The sequence below is a fragment of the uncultured Polaribacter sp. genome (assembly GCF_947497695.1).
Taxonomy (GTDB): domain Bacteria; phylum Bacteroidota; class Bacteroidia; order Flavobacteriales; family Flavobacteriaceae; genus Polaribacter.
Window position 1 is genome coordinate 479,009 of record NZ_CANMHM010000001.1, and the last position, 25,993, is coordinate 505,001.

Here is a 25,993-nt window from a genome sequence, read left to right on the forward strand (position 1 = left end):
TATCTGAAATATATTTTTGAACTGTTATATTTATTTTGGTTCGTAATATTTTTGTTTTCTTTTATTAAATGCTGGCATTGCACCCTCAAGAACTCTTACAATACTGTCATTTATTTCTCTGTTTTCTATGCTTCCAGAAATAGCTTTAAACTCTAAATCATTTTCCTTATCTAAATTCACATAAATTATTTGTTCTGCATCAGAAACAACTGCTAAATTGGGGTTATGAGTTACCATAATAATTTGTCTATTATTTTTTGCGATTTTAATAAAAGGAACTAAAATATTCGCTACACTATGATTATCTAAATTATCTTCGGGTTGGTCTATTATTAAAGGAATATCTTCCTTATCTAGTAATAAATAGAATACAAGTAATAATGCACCTTTTTCTCCAGGAGATAATTGTTCTAAAGTTTTATCACCTTGTTTTAATTGATAATTATAGTCTAAGAAATCTAGTGAGAATAAATAATCATATAACTCATTAGCATCTTTTAATTGCTCATCAATATATCTATCTGTATTTTTTTGGTCACTTCTTTTATCGAAAGAAATTGCATCAACTAAATTATTTAAAAACTCAATAACCTCTTCTTTTTTATCAAAGTCAGTTCCATTGTAAATTTTATTTAGTTGAAGCTGACCATTTTCTTTATTATAAAATGTTCCTAATACGTTTTGATTAATAAAACTAAAGAATTTATCATTAAAACTAGGCTTTAAGGTAAGAGCTGCGTTTATATTTATTTTATAATCCTCAACTAAACTTGTATTATCTTTAATAATAGAATCAATATCAGATTTTATTTTTTTATAGATTGAAATTATAGCCTGTTTTTTGTCAAAAATCTTACTTGAAATTTCATTTCTTTTAATCTTGAGTTCACTCAATTTATCTAACAAATTATCTGTTAAAAACAACAACTCTTTTTCAAAGAATTTAAGTGTATTTACTTTGTCATCGCTACCTATAATTTCTCCTTTTTTATTTTCCCATTCCTTCTTCTTTGTTAAATATATTTGATAAGCTTTTTGAGGTCCATCTAATTTACTTTGCTCAATTTTAAGTTCTTTGCTAAGAGTCTCTAATTTTGCTTTTAAAGATTTAAAATTTGGGTCTTTACTATCTTCTTCTCCTAAATTAATTTTTAATGTAGAAAATTCTTTTTCTTTTGCATTAATTAAATTATTTAAAGAGTCTAACTTTAGTTCTAGTTTAAAAATTGTATTAAAAGACAATCCATATTTTAACAAGATTGGTTCTTTTTGAATTTTAAAATCATCAAATTCTCTTTTTCTAAATTGAACATCTTCTTTTGTAATATTTAGTTCATCAAGTTCATCAATTAAAACTTTTTTCTGTTCTACATTTTTTAGAATAGAGTCTGCTATTTTTTGACTTTGTTCATTTATCTTTCCAATTTTATCAAGAATAATTTTATTTTCAGAAACATTATTAGGGTCAGAGTCAGGGTTAGAAACTACTTTGGGTTCGTTAAGCGCTTCTAGTTCATCCTTTTTTAATTTTATATTGTTTTCAATTTTTTCTTTGTATTTACTGTTTCTCTTTTTTTCAAGATTAATTATTTCTTGATTAACTAACTTTAGCTCCTGCTTAATTAAATCTATTTCTTGATTAGAAATATTTTTTTTATGTCTAATTAGTTCATCAAAAGATGTAAAACTACCTTTATCATCAATATTGATATGGGTAAATACAACATTTTCTATTTCGTCCTGAAACTCCTTAATAGTAGAAATTTCATTAGTTAATCTTTCAAAGTATCCTTGAGGTAAATATTTTACCATTTGAATATCTTCCCCAATCTCACTATTTAAAGTTTTAGTAGAAGTAACATCGCTTTCCCACAACAAAGTAGCTTCAAAGTTTTTTGAAATTTTGTCACCACCAGATCTAAATTTTTTCTTATTCAAAAATGAAAAATCATCCGCTTTAATTTTTGCATTTCCACACAACCCAATGATATCAGCAATGGCACTTTTACCACTTCCTTTATTACCAATAATTGCTACTAATTCTGGATTTAATGGAATATCTACATCATTAAACCATTTTCCATAACCTCCACCATAACCAGAGATAGGTTTTAATGACAAGCTTTTAATATATTTTGTTTTGTTGGTGGAAACCCTGTTTTTAATTAAAGGAATTTCACCTATAAAAATTCGTTCTTTAGGCTCGTTTAAAACCTGTTTTAATCCTTCAAAATTTGGGTCAGCTTTAATCCATGTATAACAATTACCAATTCTGTCTTTATCTGTAGAACTAGATAAATAATGTGCATCACTACAATCTAGTAAGAGATCGTTAACTTTTTGATTTGTTAATTGTGCTTTTGCATTATTATATGCTTCAATAGATTTTGATGCTGTAAAAACTATATCAGCTTCATTAATTATAGATTTTTTGGTAGCAATTGATGCATCAGTCCACTTTAAATCTGCCCATTCAGTTTTTCCTATTGCTATTATAAACTTATCTTTAAAACAGTCTTTATTTAGTGATTTAAAAATTTGTTTCTCATCTATGTTAAGATTATTGAAACCTTCATCTAAATCTGAACCATAATGTTTTAATTCCTCAGGAGCTACTGATTTTTTTATTTCAGCACCTAATTCCGACACACTTTCTTTTGTTATTGCTCTTGTCCACTTCTCACCATTAACAATTGAATAACTTTGTTCTAAGGTATTTAAAAACTGACTTTTAATAGTTTCAATTGTAACTTCATCGGAAAAAATTACATGTAAATTAATTCGTTTAAGGTTTTTAAAGTCAACTCCAGCAAATTTTTCAATTCTAAATTCAACTACAGGAAGTAGCTTAATGTTTTGTAATCTATTATTTGCAGTTTGTTCTTCTTTCAGTTTTGTATAACCATCTAAAAAAAGATAATCATTTATACCTAAAACAGCATAGTCATTTGGTAGATTTTCTAGATCAGAAATATATGTTTCCCAAGTTTCTTCGTTATCAGCGCCAAATCTTTGGTAAATTGATGCAGGAGTATGTACATGTAAATCCCATTTTCTCCATTCAGCTCCTTTCGGATGTTTTTTTATTGTATTTTTTTCTTCTTTTTTCATAGTTTTTTTTAGCCCTTAGTCATTCTTGCTAACAATAATTGTTTAAGTGTTGAAAGCTCCATTATTAGCCTTGAATTATTTTCTTTATTCTCAATAATATTTTTTAGAAAATAGGTATTTAGATTCTTAGGTATTACTAATTTAATATTTTCGATATAATCTTTACTTAAATTTTGTTGAGCTCCACCAATTGCTTGTGAATGATTAAATTTTTGGTTTACGACAAGGTGATAGTATAAAAATGAAGCATCATTTAAGTCCTTACAAATCATACCGCAACAAGCTTGATTTGTGGAAGATTCAATTTTAAGTAAACCTACTTCTCCAGCATTTGCTCCATACATAGACATTAGAACAGTATTTATTGGAAGTAATTTTGCTGAACTGTTTTGTAGTCCTTTAGATGATATAAATTCTTTTGTTGAAAGAATTATATTATTCTTTATTTCACCCGTTTTTAACCAAGGAACATCATTGTTATTCCAGAATTTAACATTAGTTCTACTTGGTGTTCCTCCAGATTTCATATCTAAACAAAAATCTTTGATAGTTTCAACACTCCAACCTTTCGGAATCTCCATATCCAATTCTTCATTATAAACCATTTCACCACCAGAAGATTTATAAGGTTTCCCTTCTTTATTTGGAAACTCAAAATCTACAAACCAATGTTTGTATAATGCTTGCGCAGTTTCTTCTAATTTTTGGTTAAGTTTTTCGTTTAATTGAATTCTATTAACAACAATATTATATTCTTTTACAATTTCTTTTTGTTTTTCTATACTTGGTATTGGTAATTCTGTATCACATAATTCTTCCCAATCAAAGATTTCTCGAACACTTCCGTGAGATTTATAACGTGCATATCTATCAAATTCTGGTCTTCTAAACCACATCATTAAATATTCAGGATTTAGCAGTTTTGTGTCAATGATTTCAAAAACAACATAGGCTTGAGAAATAATTGCTTCATCAAAATCTTCTAGTAAGGCAATAGAAATTTTATCCCCATTTCTTGAAGTTACAGGACCATAAGCAAACTGATGCTTTTTTATAATCTTGTAGGTTTTCATATTTGTACCTACAGTATTGGCAATAGAAGGCATTAATACCTTTCTAATACTAACTCCCAAAAGCCTTTTAACCTTTAAATCTTTATTTCTTATGTTTATGGGCTTAATATATTGCCCAAGTTTTTTATAATTTGATGTCATAACCTAGGTTTTTAAAAACATCTAATAAATCTTCTTTAGAATCAGCTTCTTGTTTTAGTAAATCCGCTATTTCTGTTTGAAGGGTTTCCATTTTCTCTTCAAAATTGATGTTTTCATCACGGTTTACAAACTCAATATATTTACTGGGTACTAATGAGAAATCTTTCGTTTTTACTTCTTCTAGTTTTGCAGAATAACAAAACTCTGCAACATCTTTGTAGGCAGATTGCTTCACTCCGTTCGCAATGACGTTAGTTTGCCAATTATGATAGGTGTCTGTTATTGTTTTTATATGATTTGGTGAAAATTGCGTAAACTTCTTTTCAAAAGGCTCTCCAATTTCTCTTAAATCCATAAATAAGATTTCATCTTCTCTGTTTCTATAATTACGAGTGGTATCTGGTAACTTTACCGTTCGTTCTTTTTTATTATTATTCAAAATCCAGAGCGTAACTGAAATATCAGTTGTATAAAACATACTCCTTGGCAAAATAACAATTGCCTCTACCAACTTATTTTCTATTAATTTTTTACGAATCTTATATTCTTCGCCACCACCAGATAAGGCACCATTAGCCAAAATAAAACCAGCCACACCATTTTGTGAGAGTTTAGACGCCATATTTAAAATCCACCCATAATTGGCGTTGCTTTTTGGTGGTACATCATAACCTTTCCAACGTGGGTCGTCTGTTAATTCATCACTTGCGCGCCAATCCTTTTGGTTAAAAGGTGGGTTCGCCATGATAAAGTCGGCTTTTAAATCTTTGTGTTGGTCTTTAGCAAACGTATCAGCAGGAACATCACCCAAATTTGCAGCAATACCACGAATGGCAAGATTCATTTTTGCCAATTTGTATGTAGTAGAGGTGTATTCTTGCCCGTAAATAGAAATGGCTTTTTTATCTCCATTATGCGCTTCAATAAACTTCATAGACTGCACAAACATTCCACCAGAACCACAAGCAGGGTCGTAAATGATGCCTTTGTATGGTTCTATCATTTCTGTAATTAGGTTTACAATACTTTTTGGTGTGTAGAATTCTCCTTTCCCTTTTCCTTCAGCAAGTGCAAACTTGCTTAAAAAATATTCATACACTCGCCCAACAATATCTTGCTCTTTATCTTTTAGTGTATCTATGTTGTTTATGGTGTCTAGTAACGCTGCCAATTTGCTCACATCCATATTTAGGCGTGAAAAATAATTGTCTGGCAACGCGCCTTTTAACGCAGGGTTATTTTTTTCTACAGTATGTAATGCAGTATCTATTTTTAGTGCAATATCGTCTTGTTTAGCGTTTTCTATAATGTAGCTCCAACGTGAAATTTTAGGCAAGAAAAAGACATTTTTCATATTGTAGAATTCTTTCATTTCTAAATACTTTTCTTTTCCTTCTACAATGAGTTCTTGTTTTCGTTCTTCAAATTTATCACTCGCAAATTTTAAGAAGATTAAACTCAACACTACGTGTTTATATTCAGAAGATTCTACTGTTCCACGCAACTTGTTTGCGGAATCCCAGAGTGTTTCTTCAATAGATTTTTGTTTTTTGGTAGTTGTTTTTTTTGCCATATATAGATTGTTGCTACTGGTATATTTATAGTTTACCAAATATAAAGGTTTTGTCAGAGAGCAAACCTTTAATTGAGTAGTTTTGAAACGAAATTTATAGAAGTAGCTTTTTTTGTTAAATGTACTAAATAAAAAAACTCCAACGAAATGTTGGAGTTTGGATATTTTAGTTTTTCAAAAATTTCTTCTTCATCAAAACTTTATCATTCTCGTCATAAACAGATATGAAATAAAAACCAGAAGGTAGTTTGCTAACGTCAATAGCTATAGTTGTTTCGAACTTATCAAATAATTTAGAATGAACTTTCTTTCCATTGGAATCAAAGATTACTAATTTATTGCTTTTGTTTTGTAAACCTTTAGGAATGCCAACCTTTAATATTGTATTTGTTGGGTTAGGAAATAAAGAGTAGTCTTCAAAAATTATTATTTCATCAATGAAAGTATCATCACAAAATTCGTAGTGTTGCACTCTTAAGATATTTACACCTTTATCTAAATTTAATTTCACTTTATCTACAGTATTATTAAATCTAACTTCAGTTAAATAATTACCAGTTTCTTGGTCAAAAAGATCAACTGAATAAGGAGGAATTCCGCCAGATATACTTAATTCTAAATAAGGGTTTTCCGTATTGTAAACTTTTCGTTCAACTTTAAACTCAGGCATATCATCCAAATAAATAGGATAACAAAAAGAGTTACTAAAATCACTATTTCCTTCCACACAAACTTTCATATTTTGATATTTATACCCTCCTCTTGTTCCATAGGTGGAATTTTTTATAAAAGTTTTATATAATCTATCATTTTTATCATAAACTTTTATTCTATAGTCAACCCCTTCATCTGGGATGTCTATTTTAATATGTGGATTATTAGAATTACAATCTATGTAACCAATAGCACTAAAAACATTTTCTATAACAGAAAAAGTAAACTTGTATTCATATTTTGAAGTTGGAACATCTCTAAATGTTATTGTTGCCTCATAATCACCTAAAGCAAGATTATCTATTGATATACTTCCATCAAAAGTATCGGAGTAACTATAAGTATTGTCCGTTTTTTTGACATCTATATTATACAAATCACAGACAACATTTTGGTTTGGCTTAATAGTTAATTTTCCAGTAGTTTCAGATTCAGTTTCCACATCAATGTCATAAGAATAACTGTTAAAGAAATGCGTACATCTTATAGTTATGGGTTTAGGGTCTGATAAATTATCGGACTCTATATTTTCTTCAAAATCATTTTCGCTATCAATTTTTGCAAATAAATAAGCATTCCCAAGAGGAATACTTAAAGGTATTTTATAGTTTGCATTAATTACAACCACATCATTTGATCGAACATCCTTCCCCCAAATACCAGATTCTATTTCTACTACATTTTGAGAATCAAAAACATTTGATTTTGAGTAATATAATTTCCACCTTACATTATTAGTTGTTGAAATTCCCTTATTAGAAAAGTTTAATTGAAAATTAGTATTTCTATTTCTTGTGATACTACTACTCGATGAAAGAGTATTTAATTTAATATCATATTGAGATTTTACATCTATTATATTACTGGTAGTATTGTTATCATTTTCATTATACTCTAAAAGGTTGTTTTCTGGATCGAGAATAAAATGAATATAATATGAACCAAGTGTAAAGTCTTCCGAAAGATTTACAGGAATTTTAAATGTTTTTTTAATACCTAATGAAATTGGATTCAATGAAAAATCACTTAATAAAGTTGCATTATTTGTATTAAAAGTTGATGAAGGTGAAATATATAATTTTCCATCAACAACTTTAGTTATATCAATTGTTCCTGTATTTTCAATTTCTATTATGGATTCATAGTCAACTGTTCTTGTTAACAAATTAGAAATAGTTATTGAATTTACTTTATAGTCTTTAGCAAACAATTTACATTCAGATATTTTTTCACAAGAACCTTTTATTATTTTTACAGCATAATTCCCATAAGCAGATGGCGTAAATTCTTTATTTGTTGCACCTGCAATTGGAGTATTTCCATTATCACAATCTAACCATTGATATTGAGTATTTTCTTGGGTTGCAACTAGCGAATTTCCATTTAGAGTAACCTCAGTTGTAATGTTTTCAATTTTATTAACAGTGAAAGTTTTTTCAAGAGTACATCCTGAAATATCGGTTACTTTAAGTGTATAATTTCCTGCTTCTGTTATCTCAAGTAAATCTTGAGTGGTTTCTCCATTAGACCAAGAATAAGTATAAGGTGGAAATCCTTTTTGAACCTCAACATCGATATTACCATTGGTAAAACAATCAATATTAGTCACAGATTGTGAGGAAAAACTCATTTTAATAGATTCATCCAACTGATCACAAGGTCTCGCTTCTTGTATAAATTCAAAAACTTTACCATTTATGTTAATATGACCAATTCTAGGAAAAGGATAAGGGTTTTCGTTTTGTAATGATAGATATACAGTGCCATTACCAGTTATTTGATAATTAATTGGACTTTTTATCCAGTCTTCTACTCCATTAGCTGTCCAATTGCAATTCTCTTCAGTTTTTACATCAAATAACGATAAAGAAGTTTTATCAAAAGGAATTGTATAAATTTCATCATCAAAATTATAATAACAGTCAACTGATGTTAAATTGATTGGCACATATGTTATATTATTTTCTCTGCTGTATTCTATAAAAATATCACCTTCTTCGTCTGCGACAGCAAATAGGTAATTTATACCAGTTTGATTTATATTGCCCTGTAAGCCACTATCACTCCTTAAGTAAGCTTTCATTTGGATAGGTGATGACTCTCCAGGGTTTAGAATTTCTGTAAAAGTGATATCTCCATCATCAACTAACTTGTGGTCGTTAAAAGTTCTTGTACCTCCATCTCCGTGGAAAATTTCATCTTCTGAAAAATATAATTCAATATCAAAGTTAGATACAGGAGCATCACCTATATTTGATATTTTTAAATCCACTGTTATATAATCTCCTAATTTAGAGCTATAAGGTGTATAGTTTTCAATTTCAATTTTTATATCAGGATATTTTGTGTCAATACAATTAACAAAAGTTATGGGTATTGCTTTTACATTATTTTGTTCATTGAGTTCATCGACTTTAAAACTATCATCAGCAATAAGCAGGAGATAATAATCTCCAGGTGAAATAGCTTCCCAATTATTATTATCACTGGCAGTTACAATATCACCTACATCATATGCAGCAGCAGCGTTACTTCTACTGTCAAAGAAAATATCTGTACCATCATAAAATTGATCTTTTGAGATAACGGCTCTATTAGAAACCTGAAAACCTCCAGAGATATCAGCATTACCAATGTTTGTAATTTCCCAATATAATTTATATTCTGTATCTAAACATAAATTTTTGGGGTCTGCTTGAGTTGTGGTGCCATAAATTTCCCATTTAATAAAATTACAGACCAAATCAGGTTTTGCTGGGTTAATGGTAGATATGGTTACATTTCTATCTCTATCATTATTATTTTCATCAGTTTCTGTAACATCGTTATTTATATCTGCAATAACGATTACTTCATAATTACCAGTACTCGGTATGTTTGAAGGTAAAAACATTCTTCTGCTTCTTTCTTTTTCTTCATCAGCATCAATAGAACCAAAACTGAACTCTCTCATTAATTCATTCTGGTCAAACTTACCATCATCATCAATATCTAAAAAAACAAGAACATCAAAGCTATCTGCATCTTTATTTCCTTTGTTTTCTATTTCTATTTCAACTTCTACTTCTTGGTTTGGTGCTAAATTTGTTCTAGGTGTTATAGATAAACCTGTAACATCTAAATCAGGACCATTTTGAATTACTTTTCCTATATAAATAGGATAGACATTTATATTGTTATCATAATTGCTTTCATTGATTAGCCCTAAATAATCTACAGCGACAATAAGATAATACTGACCATCATCTACATTTGGAATTGTAATTCCTTTTTCTTTTGAAACAGTTTCATTTGGTGCAATTGTTTGAAGAATTATATCAGCACCAAGAAATTCATCACTAGAACCTATAGATTGATTCTTTGATAGATAAAAGCTGATAGTTGGTAAAGCTCCAGTATCAGTATCTCCAATATTGGAAACTTCATAATCAACATCTAATTTATCCCCACTGTCAGGATTATCATTGCTAACTTTTGTAATAGTACTAGTTAGATCAATTCCATTACTACTTGTTGCATTATGAGTGACACAAATATCAAAAGTTGGAGAAGATGGAGGGTCTCCAGAATAATTCCATTCAAAAACTCTTATGTAATATGTTTGTCCTATATTTAAATCGTTCCATGTTCTGGTAACTGATGACGGTTGTCCGGTTGGGTCATAACAACTAATAACATTACTAGAACCTAATGAACACGAAGTACGTAGTTCAATTACAGCATCAAAGTCACTTGAGTAATTATCTATTTTAACAGTATGGCTAGTTGCAACAGCTTTAAATTTATAATACACATCATGATCATCTGGAGATGTACAACTACAACCCAAACAATTGTTTGCACCAACAGATGGTGTTGCATCTTTAACTGTGCCATTTACTGTATTGCAAGAGGTATTACTTGTAAGTAAAGTAGCATTGCTACAATCATCATTACTTGGAGCATTACCTCCATTTGTTCCATTTACATTGACGGTTACAGTATCTGTATCTGTACATCCATTTTCTGTAACAGTAAGTGTGTATGTGGTTGTTTCTGAAGGCGATGCTATTGGATTCCAAATATTTGGATTACTTAAACCAGTAGTTGGTGACCATGAATAGCTTGAACCTCCTGAGCCTTGAAGTTGAATACTTTCTCCTTTTTGGATGGTTTTATTTGTGCCTGCGTTAGCGGTTATGTTGCAGTTTTCTTCACTATTTAATTTATGATTTCTATCAAATCCAACTGAATTATTCCTTTTTTGTAAGGCTGATTTATTGGAAGATGATCTATCAATTAAATGATTTGATATATTTGCAATATCATTTAATAATCCATTATTATTTAAATCTAAGCCTTTAAACTCTAGTTGTTTCTCTTCGCTGTTGCAATTATCGCAACTATAATTAATGTCTACTTCCCAAGAATTTTTACCAATGGTTCTCGCTTTCATTGGTAAATCAATAAGAGAAGTACCTATTATAGAAACTGTCACTTCTTTCATTGGTTCACTTGTTCTAAGAGCTATTTTAATTTTCTCATTCTTTCTAAAAATTTTATTTTTATTGTTGGAAATAGCTTCTAAATAATTAGAATCTTTTCTTTGCCACCATTTTTTGTATAATTCATTATTCTCATGTATATATAATACTCTTTCAATGTATGGATTAAAGTTGTCAATAATCACTGGGGCAGTAATTTCAATCGATTTATTACTCTCTGTCCCTAATTGATTACTGATATCACCAACTGATGCCTTTAAATAATATATATTATCAGAATAATGTGCATCAGAATTTATTTCAGCATTTATATTTGGCTCTTCTGAGGTATTCCATAAGGTTGGATCTATTGTTTTTTTTAATCTAGTGTTCCAATACCTATCGTGAGGTTTGTTGTGCGGATTAGACGTTAATATATATACATGTTGACTTCGTGTTGATCTATAATTATCAAAAATAAATTGAGCAACATTATTATTAGGTACTTTATTAAAATCATAACCATACTCATGGTTATCAATATTTTGATTTAAATAATTAAATATCGAAAAATTAAGAAAATTTACACCATTATTCCCTGAACTTCCACCACCACTTCCATCTGATAAAATATGCTGATCTTTTGCTTTTAAAACAACATCAACTTTATCATATAAAATCCTATAGTTTTGAGAATTTATTACAACAGAATTATCTATTTTTTTTGTTACGTTTGCTTTTTTAGGATTAACACTCTTAAATCCATTCTCTCTAAACTCAATAGCTAAGGGGTTGTTTGCTTTTAAAACCTCGCCATTACTTTCTAAAGGATATAAAATTTCTGGCGATTTTTCATCATTAAATGGATTTAATATATTGTTAAGGTAATTTCTATTTTCATTTCCAGGATAGTCATTTATATGCACATGCAAAGCACAACCTCCTGAAGTAAACATAACTCCAATAAAATCACCAGCTTTAATAAATCCACTATTATTTGTTAGTGAGTCTTCAATAATATTAGGTGTATCAGGATTATCTCCAGGTCTAATATGTTTATATTGAACATTGCCTATTTGAATAATAGCAGTCCAACAATTTTCACTATATGTTATATTAATATTACCATCATTAATGGCATAGACAGCTCTATTATTGCCGTTTGTTAAATCCACCCCTCCATGAAATCTAGCTCCCTCGTTAGCACTATTAGTTGAAGATCTAAAGTCAGATACAGTACCAGTTATTTTTCCTCGTTTATTATCTTTAAAAGGCCATTTTTTCTCCTGTGAGATAGTTATTGTTGCTATAAAAAAGAAATAAAAAGAAATAAAAATTCTTTTAAAAATTATAAACTTGTATTTCATCTTTAAATACAATTTTTAAATTATTATCAATAACAAAGAAACTTAATATTTCTTTATCTTTTCCGAGATTAAGTTTTCCTAAAAAAACTCCATTTTCTAGCATATAAATCAAATGTTCTTTGTTTGATTTATTTTCTAATAAAAAGAAGATTTTATTCTGGTAAATTTTTAAATCAATTATTTTTAATTTAGAAGAAGGTTCTCTATTTACTGATTCTATTCTTAAAAGATCAATTCTTGAAATAATTTTTTCTTTTTCATAATTATAAATAATTAAATTCCCTTCATAATCTAAGTTATATAATATTTTTTCAAAATTATTAATATTACTTTTTTCAATACTTGTCAGGGATTTTACTTCTCCTTTGAAATTTAACATTTTGTCATAAATAAGTATTGAATGTTTATTGTTCTTTAATAAATGGTTGAATGCTCTTATAACAACAACATCTTTAAAAACATCTATTTTATTTATAAAATAACCATTTTTATTGACATTTATTTCTTTTATTAGGTTACCTGTCTCATGATTTATCTTAACTAATTTTGGGTTTTCATTTTTTTCATATGGGGTTACTGCTAAATAACAATAATCTTCACATTTTAATACAGAACTATGAAATTCCTTGTTATAAGGGTTATATTTATTAATTTCATTTCCATTTTTATCATAAAAAATATATCCATAAATGTTAGAATCTTCTATCTCCTCTTTTAAAACATTTCCATTATCTAAGAGGTAAAGACTTCCCACTGATGAATGTAATAGGTAGTTGTTTTTATAAATTGAATTGTGTTCAATAGTTAAATTATTTTTTTCTATTTTATATCTAGAAAAACTAACTTTATTTGTAATACTATCACTTTTATAAGATTTTAAGGACGAATCATTAAGTTCAATAATTTTTTGATTTTTCTTTAAATTAAAAGAAGTTCCATTTTCAAAAAGTAAACCTTCAAAAGTTTCAGTATTTGAAAGGATCTTCCTAAAAGCCAATACTATCTTTTTATCTATCAGAGCTGTTTTCAATATCGTTAAGTCAGTATCAATTTTTTTTCTGCTTATTAAACTAAAACTATTGTTATTAGAATTATTCTTTAATGTCTTCTCAGTTTCTGTTTTTTTTATTTCTTTTTTCCTTTCTATATTTTGGAGGTCAGATAAAAAAAATAAAAATACACTCCCGACAATGAGTAGTAAAAGTATTCCAGTAATTAAAAAATATTTTTTCTTCATAAATTAAATTATAACCAAACAACACAATAATTGTCAAGACTTATTAGTAACTAAAATTTGGTAGATTTTTTATTAAATTTCAAAATGATTTAGAAATTTAGGCTCACTTGAGATTAACAATTTTTTAGTTCTCTTTCTTTGTTAAAAATAAAAATATTTATTATTAGTAACAAAGTATTTGATAATTAATTTGTTAGAAATTTTAATGTTTGCAACAATATTAATATTTTTACTATCAATAACAGACACGTTCTTTGAAAGAAGATAATATACAACTCAAAAAAGAGTTGATTTTATATATTAATTTTTAAACCACATTGCCTATGGTAAAAATTGTAAGATGTAAAGTATTTAATAATTCAGTCGCTCTGAATATTAAAGAAACACATGTTAGAAAGAACATCTAAGAAAGATGATTGTTGGGTATTTATAGAACCAACTCAGACAACGTGCTTAGTAGATAAGCAAAGCGGAAAAATTACCGCAAACATATTCAAAGTTCCACTTAATAGCATACTGTATATAACCAGTTGCAACGTAAAAAAAGGTTATATAAAATTTTTAAGTAGTAAAGGAACGGAATATTATAAAAGATTATCATTAATAGAGATTGTTAACGCTAATGATAATTTTGTTTTTATTAAAAAAGATACGGTCGTTAATGTATCGCATGTAGACAAAAGGTGTGAATGGCTCTTCCTGTGGATAGGAGACCACCAGTTGAAAATATCGCGCCGATTTAGAAAAAAATTACAACAAAAGTTTGAGTCTTTTGTTTTGTAATACATACCGCCAACTGGCGGTATTTTTGTTTTTGAGAACATCTATATAACCGCTTGGATTATCAAATCATCCCCATAGCGCAAAGCCATATATTTTTATTCTTTTAGCATCTATTTTTATTGTTTTTATTAATCTAAAAACAATAAATATGGTAATTATTTTTGCACTTCTACTCATCATCGCAATCTTTTCTTTTTTAAAAAAAGGAGTTCCAACACTCAATGCTAGTTGGAACACTTTAATCGACAATTTTGAATATTCCACCAAAGACTTCTATAAACTCCTTACGGAAGAATTAGAATCTCATGGAATAAATAAAATCAAAATTCAAGAAAAATATATTAGTACTGGAAATAAGCTTTCAGTTAAGCGATTGTATCTAAGAGTAAAATGGAAGAACTACACCTATGATTGCTGTCTAGCTCCTTATGGAAATGGCACATTCGTGTCTTGGTGGATGTTTACTGAAAAAACTGGAATGGAGTTACTCATTTCTAAAATACCATTTGTTGGTAATTATTTGGTTAAAGCATTCTTCCCTGTGACCTATTATTCCATGGATACTGCTAGTATGTTCAGAAGCTATGCACAATCATCTGTTTTAAAAGTAATAGATGATATTACCAACAATAAAGGAGTTCGTGCTTTAAGCGAGGCTGAACGTAAGCCAGTTTTAAATAATATTTTTCAACGTTAGGTTAATTCTGTTTAATGAATTTCAACGAATTAGCAACTCTTAACTTCTATCAATGGGAGTATATGCATCGTGGATACTATCACTTTGATGCTCCCATTGATATTGAAGTCCCGTATGTTCCCTTTCAACATAAATCTCCAACTGATACACAAATTGTTGATGATGGAAAAGCACCATCACTTTTTAAAACAATTTCTGATAATTTTCTACCAGCAGCTAAGATAGAAAGGGAAACAGAAATTGAAGAAAGAGAAGTTACTGCACATTATTTACCCTTTGAAAACAAGCCGACTTTAGTTGGTTTGTCTCTTTCATTTCCAAATGGTACAGAAATACAGCCCAAAAGAAATGTTGAACTTCTTAATATGCTTTCTTTTTCGCAGCACCTTCTTTCTTTTGAAATTATTGGAGATTGTGAAAATATTACTATTCAAATTGTATGTTCAACCGAGGATGTTACAAGAGTAGAGTCCCATTTTCAAGCATATTTTCCCATCGCAATTATCCGCAACATTGAAATAACCGATTTCGGTTTTGTAACAAATAGAGATATTGCAATTGCTGATTTTGGATTACATGATGAACACGTGAGAAGTATTGCAACTGTTGATTCTTTTGCAATAGACCCTCTAACATCAGTCATTGCAACAATGGAATCAATACAACAAAGTGATGTTGTAGTTTTCCAAATACTCTTCAAAGGTATCACTTCCCCACTTGCAAAAGATATTACCTACGCTGTTTCAGATGGTGCTGGTGGTTCGTTTTTTGCTGATGCTCCAGAGATGGTAAATTGTGCAAAAGAAAAAATATCAAACCCACTATTTTCTGTGGTTATGAGAATTGCGACTCAAGGAAATACCTATTATAGGAGTCAGTATTTAGCACAGGAATTAGCTAGAAGTATTACGTCTATTTCAACATCTGAATACAACAAATTAATTCCTCTTTCTAATGAAGGATATAGTTATGATTTTCATAATTACAACCTCCACAATCGTTTAAGTAATAGATTGGGATTTATACTCAACACCAAAGAACTTACTACCTTTCTTCATTATCCAAATAAAACGATTGTAAGTAGTAAGTTGGCTTTAGGAAATAATAATACCAAAAGACAGAAAGATATATCAAAAAAAGGTATTTATATAGGAGAAAATATCCATCAAGGAGAATCTTTTCCAGTGTATCTAGATAAGGAATCTCGCCTTTCACACACCCATATTTTAGGAGCTACAGGTGTTGGTAAATCTACATTAATAGCAAAGATGATGCTTGAAGATATAAAACAAGGTTTGGGTTGTGCTCTTTTTGACCCACATGGAGATATTTGTGATGATGTTTTAAAACGAATACCTGAAAATCGAATAAACGATGTTGTCTTAATTGATCCTTCCGATATTGACTTCCCTATTGGATTTAACCTACTTGAAGCAAAAACAGAAGCAGAGAAAATAGTACTAAGTTCAGATTTAGTTTCCGCATTCAAAAGACACGCAACTGCGTGGGGAGATAATATGACAGCTGTGCTTCAAAATGCAGTAAATACCATTTTAGAGAGTTCTCGTGGTGGAACCTTAATAGAGTTAAAACGATTCCTTATTGAAGAACAATTTAGAAACCAATATTTAGCATCAGTTGATGACCCATCGCTTCATTACTATTGGAAAAATGAATACCCAATGGTAAGAAAAGGTATTGCTCCCCTCTTAACCAGAATAGATACTTTCTTGAGACCAAAATTAGTTCGATATATGTTAGCTCAAAAGAAAGGAGTTGATATTAATGACTGTTTGAAGCATAACAAAATTGTACTTCTCAAATTATCACAAGGTTTAATAGGAGAACAAAATTCTTATTTATTGGGCTCATTATTCTTGGCAAAGTTCAATCAATCAGCTTTAGCCAGACAAAATCAAAGTAAAGAAAAACGGAGTCCATATATGCTGTACTTGGATGAGTTTCAAAATTTCATTACACCAAGTATTGAACGAATATTAAGTGGTGCAAGAAAGTATGCATTGGGTATTACACTGGTGCATCAAGAATTGGGTCAAATACAAGATACTTCCCTTTTAAATTCTCTCTTATCAAACCCAAAAACAAGAATATGTTTTAGGCTTGGTGATTCTGATGCAAAACGTTTAGAATCTGGTTTTTCATATTTTGAACAGTCAGATTTACAAAGTTTAGAGAGAGGAGAAGCTGTAATGCGAATTGGTTCAAGTACAAATGATTTTAATCTTTCAACAAAAAAGCTTTCTGAAGTTAACACAAATTATACTGATAAAATTATTGATTTAGTTAGAGAAAAATATGCAACACAAAAAGCGGAGGTGGAGCAACTTTTATTAGAAATGCTTCCATCACCTAAAGAAGTAACCAAGAATAACAAAATTATTAAAACTGAGGATAAAAAGGGTACATCAAAAGAAATTGCAATCACACCTAAACCAAAAGAAAAGGAAGTTCAGGAAGAATCAATACAGGAAACTAAAGAAATTACAGAAACAGAAAGGGAAAAAATTATTGCCGCTGAAAATGAATCTATTGAATTGAGAGCGCATACCTACCTTCAGTCTATGATTAAAAAGTTAGGTCAAGACAGAAATTATAAAGCAACAACCGAATATTTAACAAAAGATGGAGGTAGAATAGATGTTGTTTTAGAACAAAATGGATTAAAAATTGGCTTTGAAATTTCGGAAACCAATAAACCCACTTATGAGGTTCAGAACATTAAAAAATGTTTAAAAGAAGGATGTATTCCTGTAATTATGGTTTCTAAAAACAGAAATCATTTGAATGTTATACAAAAATTGGCGGATAAAGAATTATCAAAAAAGGATAGAAATTTAGTTCAATTTATACAACCAAATGAAATATCAAAGTTATTAGAAGAATTTGCTGTCCTCCCTCAAAAACAACAAGAAGTTATAAAAGGATTTAGAATTGTTACTGAATTTGAAAATGATGATAGTACTCAAATAAAGAATATTAAATCTAGACTTGCTAAGATATTTAAGAAGAAAAAATAAAGTTTTGTATTGTCTTTGAATTGCTTTTTTGAAAGGTTATTTTAGATATAAAACACTGTAAATATGAATGTTGCAATATTTGTAAGAGTAAGCACTCTTGACCAAAAAAACAACACTGATTCTGTAGAAAACCATATTGAGAGAGGTAAAATGTATGCCAAATCTAAAGGCTGGAATGTGGTTAAAATATACAATTTAGCAGGTGTCTCTGGTAAAAGCACCATAACACATAAACAGACACTTCAAATGTTTGAGGATGTGAAATCATCTAAAGTGCAAGGAATAATAATTAGTTCTTTAAGTAGGTTAGCACGAAATACATCAGAGCTTTTAGAGTATAGCAAATTTTTTGGGGCACATAATGCAAGTCTCATTTCTATCAATGAATCTTTAGATACTTCTACTAGTGGAGGAAAATTCTTTTACACGTTACTTTCTGCTCTTACCACTTATGAAAGAGAAATTACTTACGAACGTCAAATAGCAAGTCTTAACTACAGAAGGAGTCAAGGAAAATTTACTGGCGGACAAGCAAGTTATGGTTTTAAGATTGTGAATGCTCAACTAGAAATAAATGATGAAGAAGCACCTATTAGAAGATTGATTTATGATTTATTCATTAAACATCAAAGAGCATCAGCTGTAGCTAGATTATTAAATAATAAAGGGTATCAAACAAGAAAAGGAAGACCTTGGAGTGATATCACTGTTAAAAGATTGCTGAAAAACACTGATGCTAAAGGAATGCGAAAATTTAATTATAGAGGTCAGAAAACTAAAGATAATCCCACTGGGATTAAACCGCAATCTGAATGGCAATATCTTCCCTGTCCTGTTTTAGTTGCTGAGGAGGTATGGGAGGAAGCAAATGCAATTATTTTAGAACAAGAAAAAAGGACAAAAGTGTTTAGGCAACCTCTAAACAAAAGAGTTCATTTATTTACCAGTTATTTAAAATGTGAGCAAGGTCATAAAATGAGCATTAAATCTAAAAGTGATAGATATACTTGTAAAGAATGTAGATATGGAATACATAAAGAGGATTTAGAAGAAGTTTTTTTATCAAGAATAAAACAGTTTTTAATATCTGATGAAGAACTTTCTGAATACAATAAATCTAATATTCAAGAATTGAATTTAAAAAGCGATGAAATAGAATTTGCAAAATCAGAATTAGTAAAACTAGAAGCTAAATTGGATAGACTCATTGATTTGAATATTAAAGGACAAATACCAACTAAAGGTTTTAAAAAACATTATGACCCAGTTTTTGTAAGAAAAGAAAACTTAGAAGCTAACATTAAAAGTTTAGAACTTGAATTGGAACAACTGGAACAAGCTAAATCTTCGTTTCAAATCATTGCAAACAAGTCTATTGATTTTTATGATAATTGGAAAAATCTAGATAGAGGACAAAAAAGAGATGTGGTAGAAATGATAACCAATGAAATTATTTTCGATAATAAAACCATCCTATTTAAACTAAAACAGATAGCTCCACTATCTTTTCTGGAATTGAGCCCTAATGGGCAACAACGTGGCACAACATTGTAATTACTGGTGGCTTAGTTAAAGTTGTAGAAGGTTATGTAAAAAAAGGACAAGAAATTGCTGTAGAAGGCAAATTAACCAACCGTTCTTATGACACTAAAGAGGGAGATAAAAGATATATTACTGAAGTTATGGTAAATGAGTTGTTACTTTTGGGAGGGAAATAGATTTGATATTTTTAACAGAAAAAAGCATTAGATTAAGTTCTAATGCTTTTTTTAATTTTATTAACTTACTGATAAAAAAATATTTATTATCTAAAATCTATTTTACAGTATCATATTGATCATCCCAGTTTTTAACTTTGGGTTTACCTAATTTACCAATTGATTTTGCTACTAGTATAGAAACTGCTGCATCACCAGTAACATTTACTACAGTTCTACACATATCTAGTGGTCTATCTACAGCAAAAATTAAAGCTAAACCAGCCTCAGGAATACCTGCATATCCTAAAACACCAACTAACATCACCATTCCTGCACCAGGAACTGCAGCAGAACCAATAGATGCTAGTGTTGCAGTAGCAATAATGCCTAATTGCGTTCCAAAAGTTAAATCCATTCCAAAAGCTTGGGCAATAAAAACGGCAGCAACTGCTTGGTATAAACTAGTACCATCCATATTAATTGTAGCACCAATTGGTAGTACAAAACTGGCAACTTCTTCTTCTACACCAATATGTTCTGTAACTCTTTCCATAGTTACAGGAAGTGTTGCTGCACTTGAACTTGTTGAAAATGCTAATAGTTGAGCAGGAGACATGGCTTTAAAAAATGATGTTGGATTTATTTTAGTGAAAATATTCACTAAAAGAATATACATAAAAACCATAATTGATAAACCTATTAGTACTGTTATTGCATACCAGCCAAGTGCTTTAAATAAATCTAAACTTGGCGATTCTACTACTAAAGCAGCTAGCAAAGCAAATACACCATAAGGTGCAGCGAGCATTATTAAATCGACCATTTTAAGAATAACTTCATTAAAACCATCAAAGAACTTTTTTACAACTTCTCCTTTTTCCTCAGGAATTAAAATTAATCCAACACCAAAAAAGATTGCAAAAAATATAACTTGCAACATATTTCTATTACTAGTTGCTGCTTCAAAAATATTTTGTGGTACTAAGTCTTCTAAAGCTTGTAAGGGTCCACTTTCTTTTTGTTTTTTTGCAGTTTCTTTATATTTTATAGCATTTTGGCTATAATTAGCAACCATTTGTGTTCTTGTAGTTTCAGTAATTGAATTTCCAGGTTTTACAATATTTACTACAAGCAAACCTATAGAAACAGCAATTACAGTGGTGGTAACATAAAGCCCAATAGTTCTGCCTCCCATTTTAGAAAGTTTAGAAATATCTTTTAAGTCAGAAACACCCTTAATTAAGGCTGCTAATATTAATGGAATGGCAATCAATTTTAAAGAATTGATAAAAATTTTACCAAAAGGTTTTATCCAATCTTGCACAAATTTCATTCCCCAATCAAAATTGGTCATTAAAATACCTACAAGAACCCCTAAAAACATTCCTAATAATATTTTCCAATGTAATGCTAGTTTTTTCATATTGATTATATCAATGGGAAAGGTAAAAAAAGTAAATAACTTTATTAGATCCTTTTGTAGAAATACTTAACTCAAATTGTTAATCTAAATATCCATTTGTAAATTTTTTAAAATAAATACTGATAAAAGCACTTATTAAAAAGATGTATAACTAAAATTATGATTTTAATAAGTCTTTACATTAATTGGTAATATTTATCGTTTTTGGCTAAAAAACACTATTTTTATTCACTTTTAAACCCAAAAATTATTCTATAAAATGCTTAACAAAGAGCAAGATATTTTTAATGCCCTTTTTGAAGGTGTGTCTGAAGGTGTTTTAGTTGTAAATACAAATCAGAAAATAGTGTCTGTAAATTCTTCTGTAGAAAAAATGTTTGGTTATGATAATGGAGAGCTTATAGATCAGTTACTTCCTGTTTTAATTCCTAAAAATTATCATGCTGGTCATGGAGCTCATTTTGATGGTTTTATGAAACAGAAAGAAAAAAGAAAAATGGGAGTTGGACGCGATTTATTTGGTGCTAAAAAAAGTGGAGAAATATTTCCTTTAGAAGTAGGTTTAAATCCTTTTAAAATTGATGAGACAACCTATATAATGGCTTTAATAGTAGATGTTTCTGTTAGAAAGCAACAAGAAGAACAAATATTACTATTAAACGAACAGCTAGAAAAAAAGGTTAAAGAAAGAACAAAAGAGCTAAGTACTTCTGTAAAAGAATTAAAGGTTTTAAATATTGAATTAGATAAAGAAAATAAAAAAAGAATTGAAGCAGAAAATAAAACGAAAGATGCCTTAAAAAAAGAAAAAGAGTTAAACGAGTTAAAAACTAAGTTTTTGTCTTTAGTTTCTCATGAATTCAAAACTCCTTTAAGTGGTATTTTAACCTCTGCAATGTTGTTAGGCAAATATAAACTAACTGAGCAACAACAAAAAAGAGACAAACATCTACAAACAATTACCAATAAAGTACATTATTTAAACAATATTTTAAATGATTTTTTATCTCTAGAAATCTTAGAAACGGGTAAAGTAAAATACAAATTTTATACATTTAGGCTTAGTAAAGTAGTAAATGAGGTTGTTTATAATGCAAATATGCTTTTAAAAGAAGGGCAAAGAATTAAATATCCAGAAGATATAGATGAAATTTCTTTAACTCAAGATGAAAAAACAGTAGAACTTGCTTTGTCTAACTTAGTAAACAATGCTATAAAATATTCGCCTGTAAATACAGAGATTATCATCAACATTAAACAAGGTAAAAAATTTACAACGATTACTATTAAAGATAACGGAATTGGGATTCCAGAAGCAGATCAAAAAAATATTTTTAATCGTTATTTTAGAGCAGAAAATGCTTTATTATCAGAAGGAACGGGTATTGGTTTAAATATTATTAAAAATCATTTACAAAATTTAGGAGGAACACTTACTTTTGAAAGTGAAGAAAACGTGGGTTCTACTTTTACCATGAAAATAATGAACATAGCAAAATGAGAAAAATATTATTAATAGAAGACGATGTAGTATTAAGAGAAAATACTACAGAACTTTTAGAATTATCTGATTACCAAGTTATAAATGCACCCAATGGAAAAATAGGCGTAGCAACAGCAAAAGAAACCTTACCAGATATTATTGTTTGTGATATTATGATGCCAGAATTAGATGGCTATGGTGTTTTAGAGGCACTGACTAATAATGAAAACACAAAACATATTCCTTTTATTTTTTTATCAGCAAAAACAGAAAGAAGTGATGTTAGAAAAGGAATGGATTTAGGTGCTGATGATTATATTACAAAGCCTTTTAACGAAGAAGAATTAATTAGTGCCATAGAAAGTAGGTTGGCAAAAGCTGCTATTTTAAAAGATGTTAGAGAAAATAAACTAGCCCAAAAAGAAGATACTGAACAAATAAGAAGTCTTAACGACCTAAAAAATTACTTTGATGATAATGGTGAAACGTTTCATTTTGCAAAAGAAGCTATTATCTATAAAGAAGGAAATAACTCTAATTATATTTATTTAATAATTAGTGGCCTTGTCAAATGCCATAAGTTAGATGAACAAGGAAAACAGCTTACCACAGCATTATTTAAAGAAGACGATCTGTTTGGGTACACTTCTTTTACTCAAAATTTAGCGTATCAAGAATCTGCAACTACAATTAAGGAAACAGAGTTAGTAGGGCTCTCTAAAAAAGCATTAACCAATGTATTAAACAAAAATCATAGGGTAACTTTAGAGTTAATTGAGTTGTTAACAGAAGATTTAGCAGGTGTAAAAGACCAACTTTTACAAATGGCTTACAGTTCTGTGAGTAAAAAAACAGCCAGTACAATTTTATTATTTGCAGAAAAATTAAATAGAAAGCCAGAAGATCAAATAAAAATTTCTAGAAACGATTTAGCAAGTGTTGCAGGTATTGCAACAGAAACGTTAATAAGAACAATGTCTAGCTTTAAAAAACAAGGTTTTATAGAAATTGAAGGTAGAACTATTAAAATTTTAGATTTAGAAAAATTAAAAGAAATTTGTTGATTTTTATGCTTTTAAACTAAACATGACCAATATCATTTTTAAAAAAGTTTTCTTATTATAAGTTTGCATTTATAGTAAGATAAATTTTAATGAAAACGATTTTATTACCAACAGATTTTTCAGATAATTCATGGAATGCAATTGAATATGCTATTAATTTTTATAGAGATTCAGCTTGTACCTTTTATCTTTTACACGTTAATAAATTAAATAACGATGTAATAGATGATTATTTGTTTGCTTCAAATTCTAACACTATCGTTAATGATAATTCTGGTAAAATAAAAAATCAACTTAAAATATTTTTAAAAAAAATAGCCAAAAAGTATCCTAATTATAAAAACCATCACTTTAGCACCATCATAGAAACCGATTCTTTTATAGAATCAATAAGAAAACATACATTACAAAAAAAAGTAGATATCATTGTAATGGGTACTAAAGGAGCTTCTGGCTTAAGCAACTTTATTATTGGTACAAATACAAGTGATGTAATTACAAAAGTAAAAAGTACCATTTTAGTAATACCAGAAAACGCAAAATTTAAAAAAGTAGAGGAAGTTGCTTTTCCAACAGATTTTTCTTTGTCAAATAATTTACAACTATTACAACCAATTACAGATTTACTAGAAAAAAATAGTTCTTCACTAAGAATTTTAAATATCAGTAAAAAATCGCTATCGTTGGACTCATATCAACAAAAAAGAAAACAATTGCTCGATGATTATTTTTATTATTATAAGCATAGTTTTCATTTTTTAACCAACGAAAAAGTAGAGAATGCCGTACAATCTTTTGTAAAAAGTAGTGCTATAGATATGATTGCCATGGTTGCAAAAAACCTTAATTATTTTCAGCAAATATTATTTCATAATAAAGTAGAAGAAATCAGTTATCATACAGACATTCCTTTTTTAGTGCTACATGAGTAAAAATTATCAAATTATAGAATTTGTATTTTAAGATATGTAAGTTCTTTTTTTATGAAAAAAATAAAGCTTAAAAAAGGATTTAGAATGATTAAATTTTAAGAATAATTTAAATATTGCTATTTTCTAATAATTCTATATTTGTTAAAAACGGATTATTTATCCTTATTCATTCACTTAAAACATCGATAAAAATGAAAGTAAACATCCAATTTGTAAAGATGTCCACAAGCGAAACTATAGAGGCTTACACAATAAAAAAGTTAGATGGTTTGATTAAAAAATTTGATACGATTATAAATACACGCGTCTTTTTTAAAAAGGAAAACAACGCTAAAGACAAAGGTGTAATTTGCGAAATGGAATTAAGTGTTCCTGGTCCAAGAGTATTTGCTTCATCCGATGAAAAAAATTACGAACTAGCAGTAAAAAACACTATAAAAGATCTAGAAATACAATTAAAAAAAAGAAAAGCAATTTTAAAACCTCACTTGTAATTTAATATAAAAATAGATCACTTATTAGTTATGATAAATTATTATTCTACTTCTTAAATACTTCCTTTTTAAGTATTAAAATTATAAACAAACATCTGTCCATTTTAGTGGCAGATGTTTATTTTTTGTTTAAAAACTACTTAAAAATAATTTCAATTAATAATTACTTAAAAAGTAGCAACTATTTTTATGTAACTTACAGCATCAATATTAAACCACTTTTTTATGCCAAATTATACACTTCATATCAATGGAAAAGAACGTTCTGTAAATACAGATGCAGACACACCTTTACTTTGGGTTTTAAGAGACGAACTGAATTTAGTAGGTACAAAATTTGGTTGCGGTATTGCACAATGTGGAGCTTGTACAGTACACATAGATGGTATTGCTGTTAGAAGTTGCCAAATGCAAGTTGCTGTTTTAAATGATGTAAAAATTACAACTATAGAAGGTTTGTCTGTTGATGGAAAACACCCTGTGCAAGAAGCTTGGAAAGAAATTGATGTTCCTCAATGTGGGTATTGCCAATCTGGTCAAATTATGACTGCTGCTGCATTTTTAAGTGAAAATAAAAATCCATCAGAAACAGAAATAAGAGAAGCTATGCATGGCAATATTTGTAGATGTGCTTCTTATAATAGAATTGAAAAAGCAGTGAAAATTGCCTCAAAAAAAATGTCTTAACCACAAAATAACT

Annotated in this window: 15 protein-coding genes and 1 pseudogene; 10 read left to right on the top strand and 6 right to left on the bottom strand. The window is 28.9% G+C overall.

All coding sequences use genetic code 11. The features are described 5' to 3' along the window. Window positions 1-30: 30 nt before the first annotated feature. The 5 genes from Q0731_RS02175 to Q0731_RS02195 all read right to left on the bottom strand — a co-directional run bounded on the left by Q0731_RS02175 (window position 31) and on the right by Q0731_RS02195 (window position 13,679). Window positions 31-3,111: a TrlF family AAA-like ATPase gene (locus Q0731_RS02175; protein ID WP_299059208.1), complete on the bottom strand. Its 3,081-nt coding sequence runs from the start codon at window positions 3,109-3,111 to the stop codon at window positions 31-33. An 8-nt stretch (window positions 3,112-3,119) separates the two neighbouring features. Beyond that, entirely contained in the window at window positions 3,120-4,325 is a 1,206-nt protein-coding gene (locus Q0731_RS02180; RefSeq protein ID WP_299059210.1) for a restriction endonuclease subunit S, read from the bottom strand. Then, the gene (locus tag Q0731_RS02185) at window positions 4,309-5,898 is read right to left on the bottom strand and encodes a class I SAM-dependent DNA methyltransferase (RefSeq protein WP_299059212.1); all 1,590 of its coding nucleotides are present in this window, start codon (window positions 5,896-5,898) and stop codon (window positions 4,309-4,311) included. Before Q0731_RS02185 ends, Q0731_RS02180 begins: the two co-directional genes overlap by 17 nt. 166 nt (window positions 5,899-6,064) lie before the next feature. Continuing rightward, window positions 6,065-12,442, bottom strand: coding sequence for a CARDB domain-containing protein (locus Q0731_RS02190; RefSeq protein ID WP_299059214.1), 6,378 nt, complete (start codon window positions 12,440-12,442; stop codon window positions 6,065-6,067). Next, window positions 12,417-13,679, bottom strand: coding sequence for a hypothetical protein (locus tag Q0731_RS02195; protein ID WP_299059216.1), 1,263 nt, complete (start codon window positions 13,677-13,679; stop codon window positions 12,417-12,419). Before Q0731_RS02195 ends, Q0731_RS02190 begins: the two co-directional genes overlap by 26 nt. A 387-nt stretch (window positions 13,680-14,066) precedes the next feature. Here Q0731_RS02195 and Q0731_RS13180 point away from each other — a divergent pair, with 387 nt between their 5' ends. From Q0731_RS13180 to Q0731_RS02215, 5 genes and pseudogenes are all read left to right on the top strand, one after another. Then, window positions 14,067-14,462, top strand: a complete 396-nt coding sequence (locus Q0731_RS13180) for a LytTR family DNA-binding domain-containing protein (RefSeq protein ID WP_366915393.1) — start codon at window positions 14,067-14,069, stop codon at window positions 14,460-14,462. 148 nt (window positions 14,463-14,610) lie between these two features. After that, entirely contained in the window at window positions 14,611-15,159 is a 549-nt protein-coding gene (locus Q0731_RS02200; RefSeq protein ID WP_299059218.1) for a hypothetical protein, read from the top strand. Window positions 15,160-15,173: 14 nt separating this feature from the next. Then, window positions 15,174-18,197, top strand: a complete 3,024-nt coding sequence (locus Q0731_RS02205) for a DUF87 domain-containing protein (RefSeq protein ID WP_299059220.1) — start codon at window positions 15,174-15,176, stop codon at window positions 18,195-18,197. Between the two features lie 63 nt (window positions 18,198-18,260). Further along, window positions 18,261-19,751 (top strand): recombinase family protein, encoded by a 1,491-nt coding sequence (locus Q0731_RS02210; RefSeq protein WP_299059221.1) that lies wholly within the window; start codon window positions 18,261-18,263, stop codon window positions 19,749-19,751. Further along, window positions 19,736-19,915: pseudogene (locus Q0731_RS02215) on the top strand (single-stranded DNA-binding protein); the annotation flags it as partial. The gene Q0731_RS02210 and the pseudogene Q0731_RS02215, both read left to right, overlap by 16 nt. A gap of 97 nt (window positions 19,916-20,012) precedes the next feature. On the opposite strand, the gene Q0731_RS02220 reads toward Q0731_RS02215, so the two are convergent. Next, window positions 20,013-21,320, bottom strand: coding sequence for a dicarboxylate/amino acid:cation symporter (locus tag Q0731_RS02220; RefSeq protein WP_299059222.1), 1,308 nt, complete (start codon window positions 21,318-21,320; stop codon window positions 20,013-20,015). 259 nt (window positions 21,321-21,579) lie between these two features. On the opposite strand from Q0731_RS02220, the gene Q0731_RS02225 reads away from it, so the two are divergent. From Q0731_RS02225 to Q0731_RS02245, 5 genes are all read left to right on the top strand, one after another. After that, window positions 21,580-22,821 carry a PAS domain-containing sensor histidine kinase gene (locus tag Q0731_RS02225; RefSeq protein ID WP_299059224.1) on the top strand — a complete coding sequence of 414 codons (1,242 nt, stop codon included), beginning with the start codon at window positions 21,580-21,582 and terminating at the stop codon, window positions 22,819-22,821. Next, a complete protein-coding gene (locus tag Q0731_RS02230; protein WP_299059226.1) occupies window positions 22,818-23,867 on the top strand; it encodes a response regulator in 1,050 nt (349 codons plus the stop codon). The genes Q0731_RS02225 and Q0731_RS02230 overlap by 4 nt, the downstream gene beginning before the upstream one ends. An 89-nt stretch (window positions 23,868-23,956) precedes the next feature. Next, window positions 23,957-24,799, top strand: coding sequence for a universal stress protein (locus Q0731_RS02235; RefSeq protein WP_299059228.1), 843 nt, complete (start codon window positions 23,957-23,959; stop codon window positions 24,797-24,799). 191 nt (window positions 24,800-24,990) lie between these two features. Further along, window positions 24,991-25,293, top strand: coding sequence for an HPF/RaiA family ribosome-associated protein (locus tag Q0731_RS02240; RefSeq protein ID WP_299059230.1), 303 nt, complete (start codon window positions 24,991-24,993; stop codon window positions 25,291-25,293). Between the two features lie 225 nt (window positions 25,294-25,518). Continuing rightward, window positions 25,519-25,980, top strand: a complete 462-nt coding sequence (locus Q0731_RS02245; RefSeq protein ID WP_299059232.1) for a (2Fe-2S)-binding protein — start codon at window positions 25,519-25,521, stop codon at window positions 25,978-25,980. The last annotated feature ends 13 nt before the right edge of the window (window positions 25,981-25,993 follow it).

What these genes read in the sequence shown, in the direction of transcription:
- Q0731_RS02175 (WP_299059208.1), bottom strand. Translation starts at nt 3,111, where the DNA reads ATGAAAAAAGAAGAAAAAAATACAATAAAAAAACATCCGAAAGGAGCT.
- Q0731_RS02180 (WP_299059210.1), bottom strand. Translation starts at nt 4,325, where the DNA reads ATGACATCAAATTATAAAAAACTTGGGCAATATATTAAGCCCATAAAC.
- Q0731_RS02185 (WP_299059212.1), bottom strand. Translation starts at nt 5,898, where the DNA reads ATGGCAAAAAAAACAACTACCAAAAAACAAAAATCTATTGAAGAAACA.
- Q0731_RS02190 (WP_299059214.1), bottom strand. Translation starts at nt 12,442, where the DNA reads ATGAAATACAAGTTTATAATTTTTAAAAGAATTTTTATTTCTTTTTAT.
- Q0731_RS02195 (WP_299059216.1), bottom strand. Translation starts at nt 13,679, where the DNA reads ATGAAGAAAAAATATTTTTTAATTACTGGAATACTTTTACTACTCATT.
- Q0731_RS13180 (WP_366915393.1), top strand. Translation starts at nt 14,067, where the DNA reads ATGTTAGAAAGAACATCTAAGAAAGATGATTGTTGGGTATTTATAGAA.
- Q0731_RS02200 (WP_299059218.1), top strand. Translation starts at nt 14,611, where the DNA reads ATGGTAATTATTTTTGCACTTCTACTCATCATCGCAATCTTTTCTTTT.
- Q0731_RS02205 (WP_299059220.1), top strand. Translation starts at nt 15,174, where the DNA reads ATGAATTTCAACGAATTAGCAACTCTTAACTTCTATCAATGGGAGTAT.
- Q0731_RS02210 (WP_299059221.1), top strand. Translation starts at nt 18,261, where the DNA reads ATGAATGTTGCAATATTTGTAAGAGTAAGCACTCTTGACCAAAAAAAC.
- Q0731_RS02220 (WP_299059222.1), bottom strand. Translation starts at nt 21,320, where the DNA reads ATGAAAAAACTAGCATTACATTGGAAAATATTATTAGGAATGTTTTTA.
- Q0731_RS02225 (WP_299059224.1), top strand. Translation starts at nt 21,580, where the DNA reads ATGCTTAACAAAGAGCAAGATATTTTTAATGCCCTTTTTGAAGGTGTG.
- Q0731_RS02230 (WP_299059226.1), top strand. Translation starts at nt 22,818, where the DNA reads ATGAGAAAAATATTATTAATAGAAGACGATGTAGTATTAAGAGAAAAT.
- Q0731_RS02235 (WP_299059228.1), top strand. Translation starts at nt 23,957, where the DNA reads ATGAAAACGATTTTATTACCAACAGATTTTTCAGATAATTCATGGAAT.
- Q0731_RS02240 (WP_299059230.1), top strand. Translation starts at nt 24,991, where the DNA reads ATGAAAGTAAACATCCAATTTGTAAAGATGTCCACAAGCGAAACTATA.
- Q0731_RS02245 (WP_299059232.1), top strand. Translation starts at nt 25,519, where the DNA reads ATGCCAAATTATACACTTCATATCAATGGAAAAGAACGTTCTGTAAAT.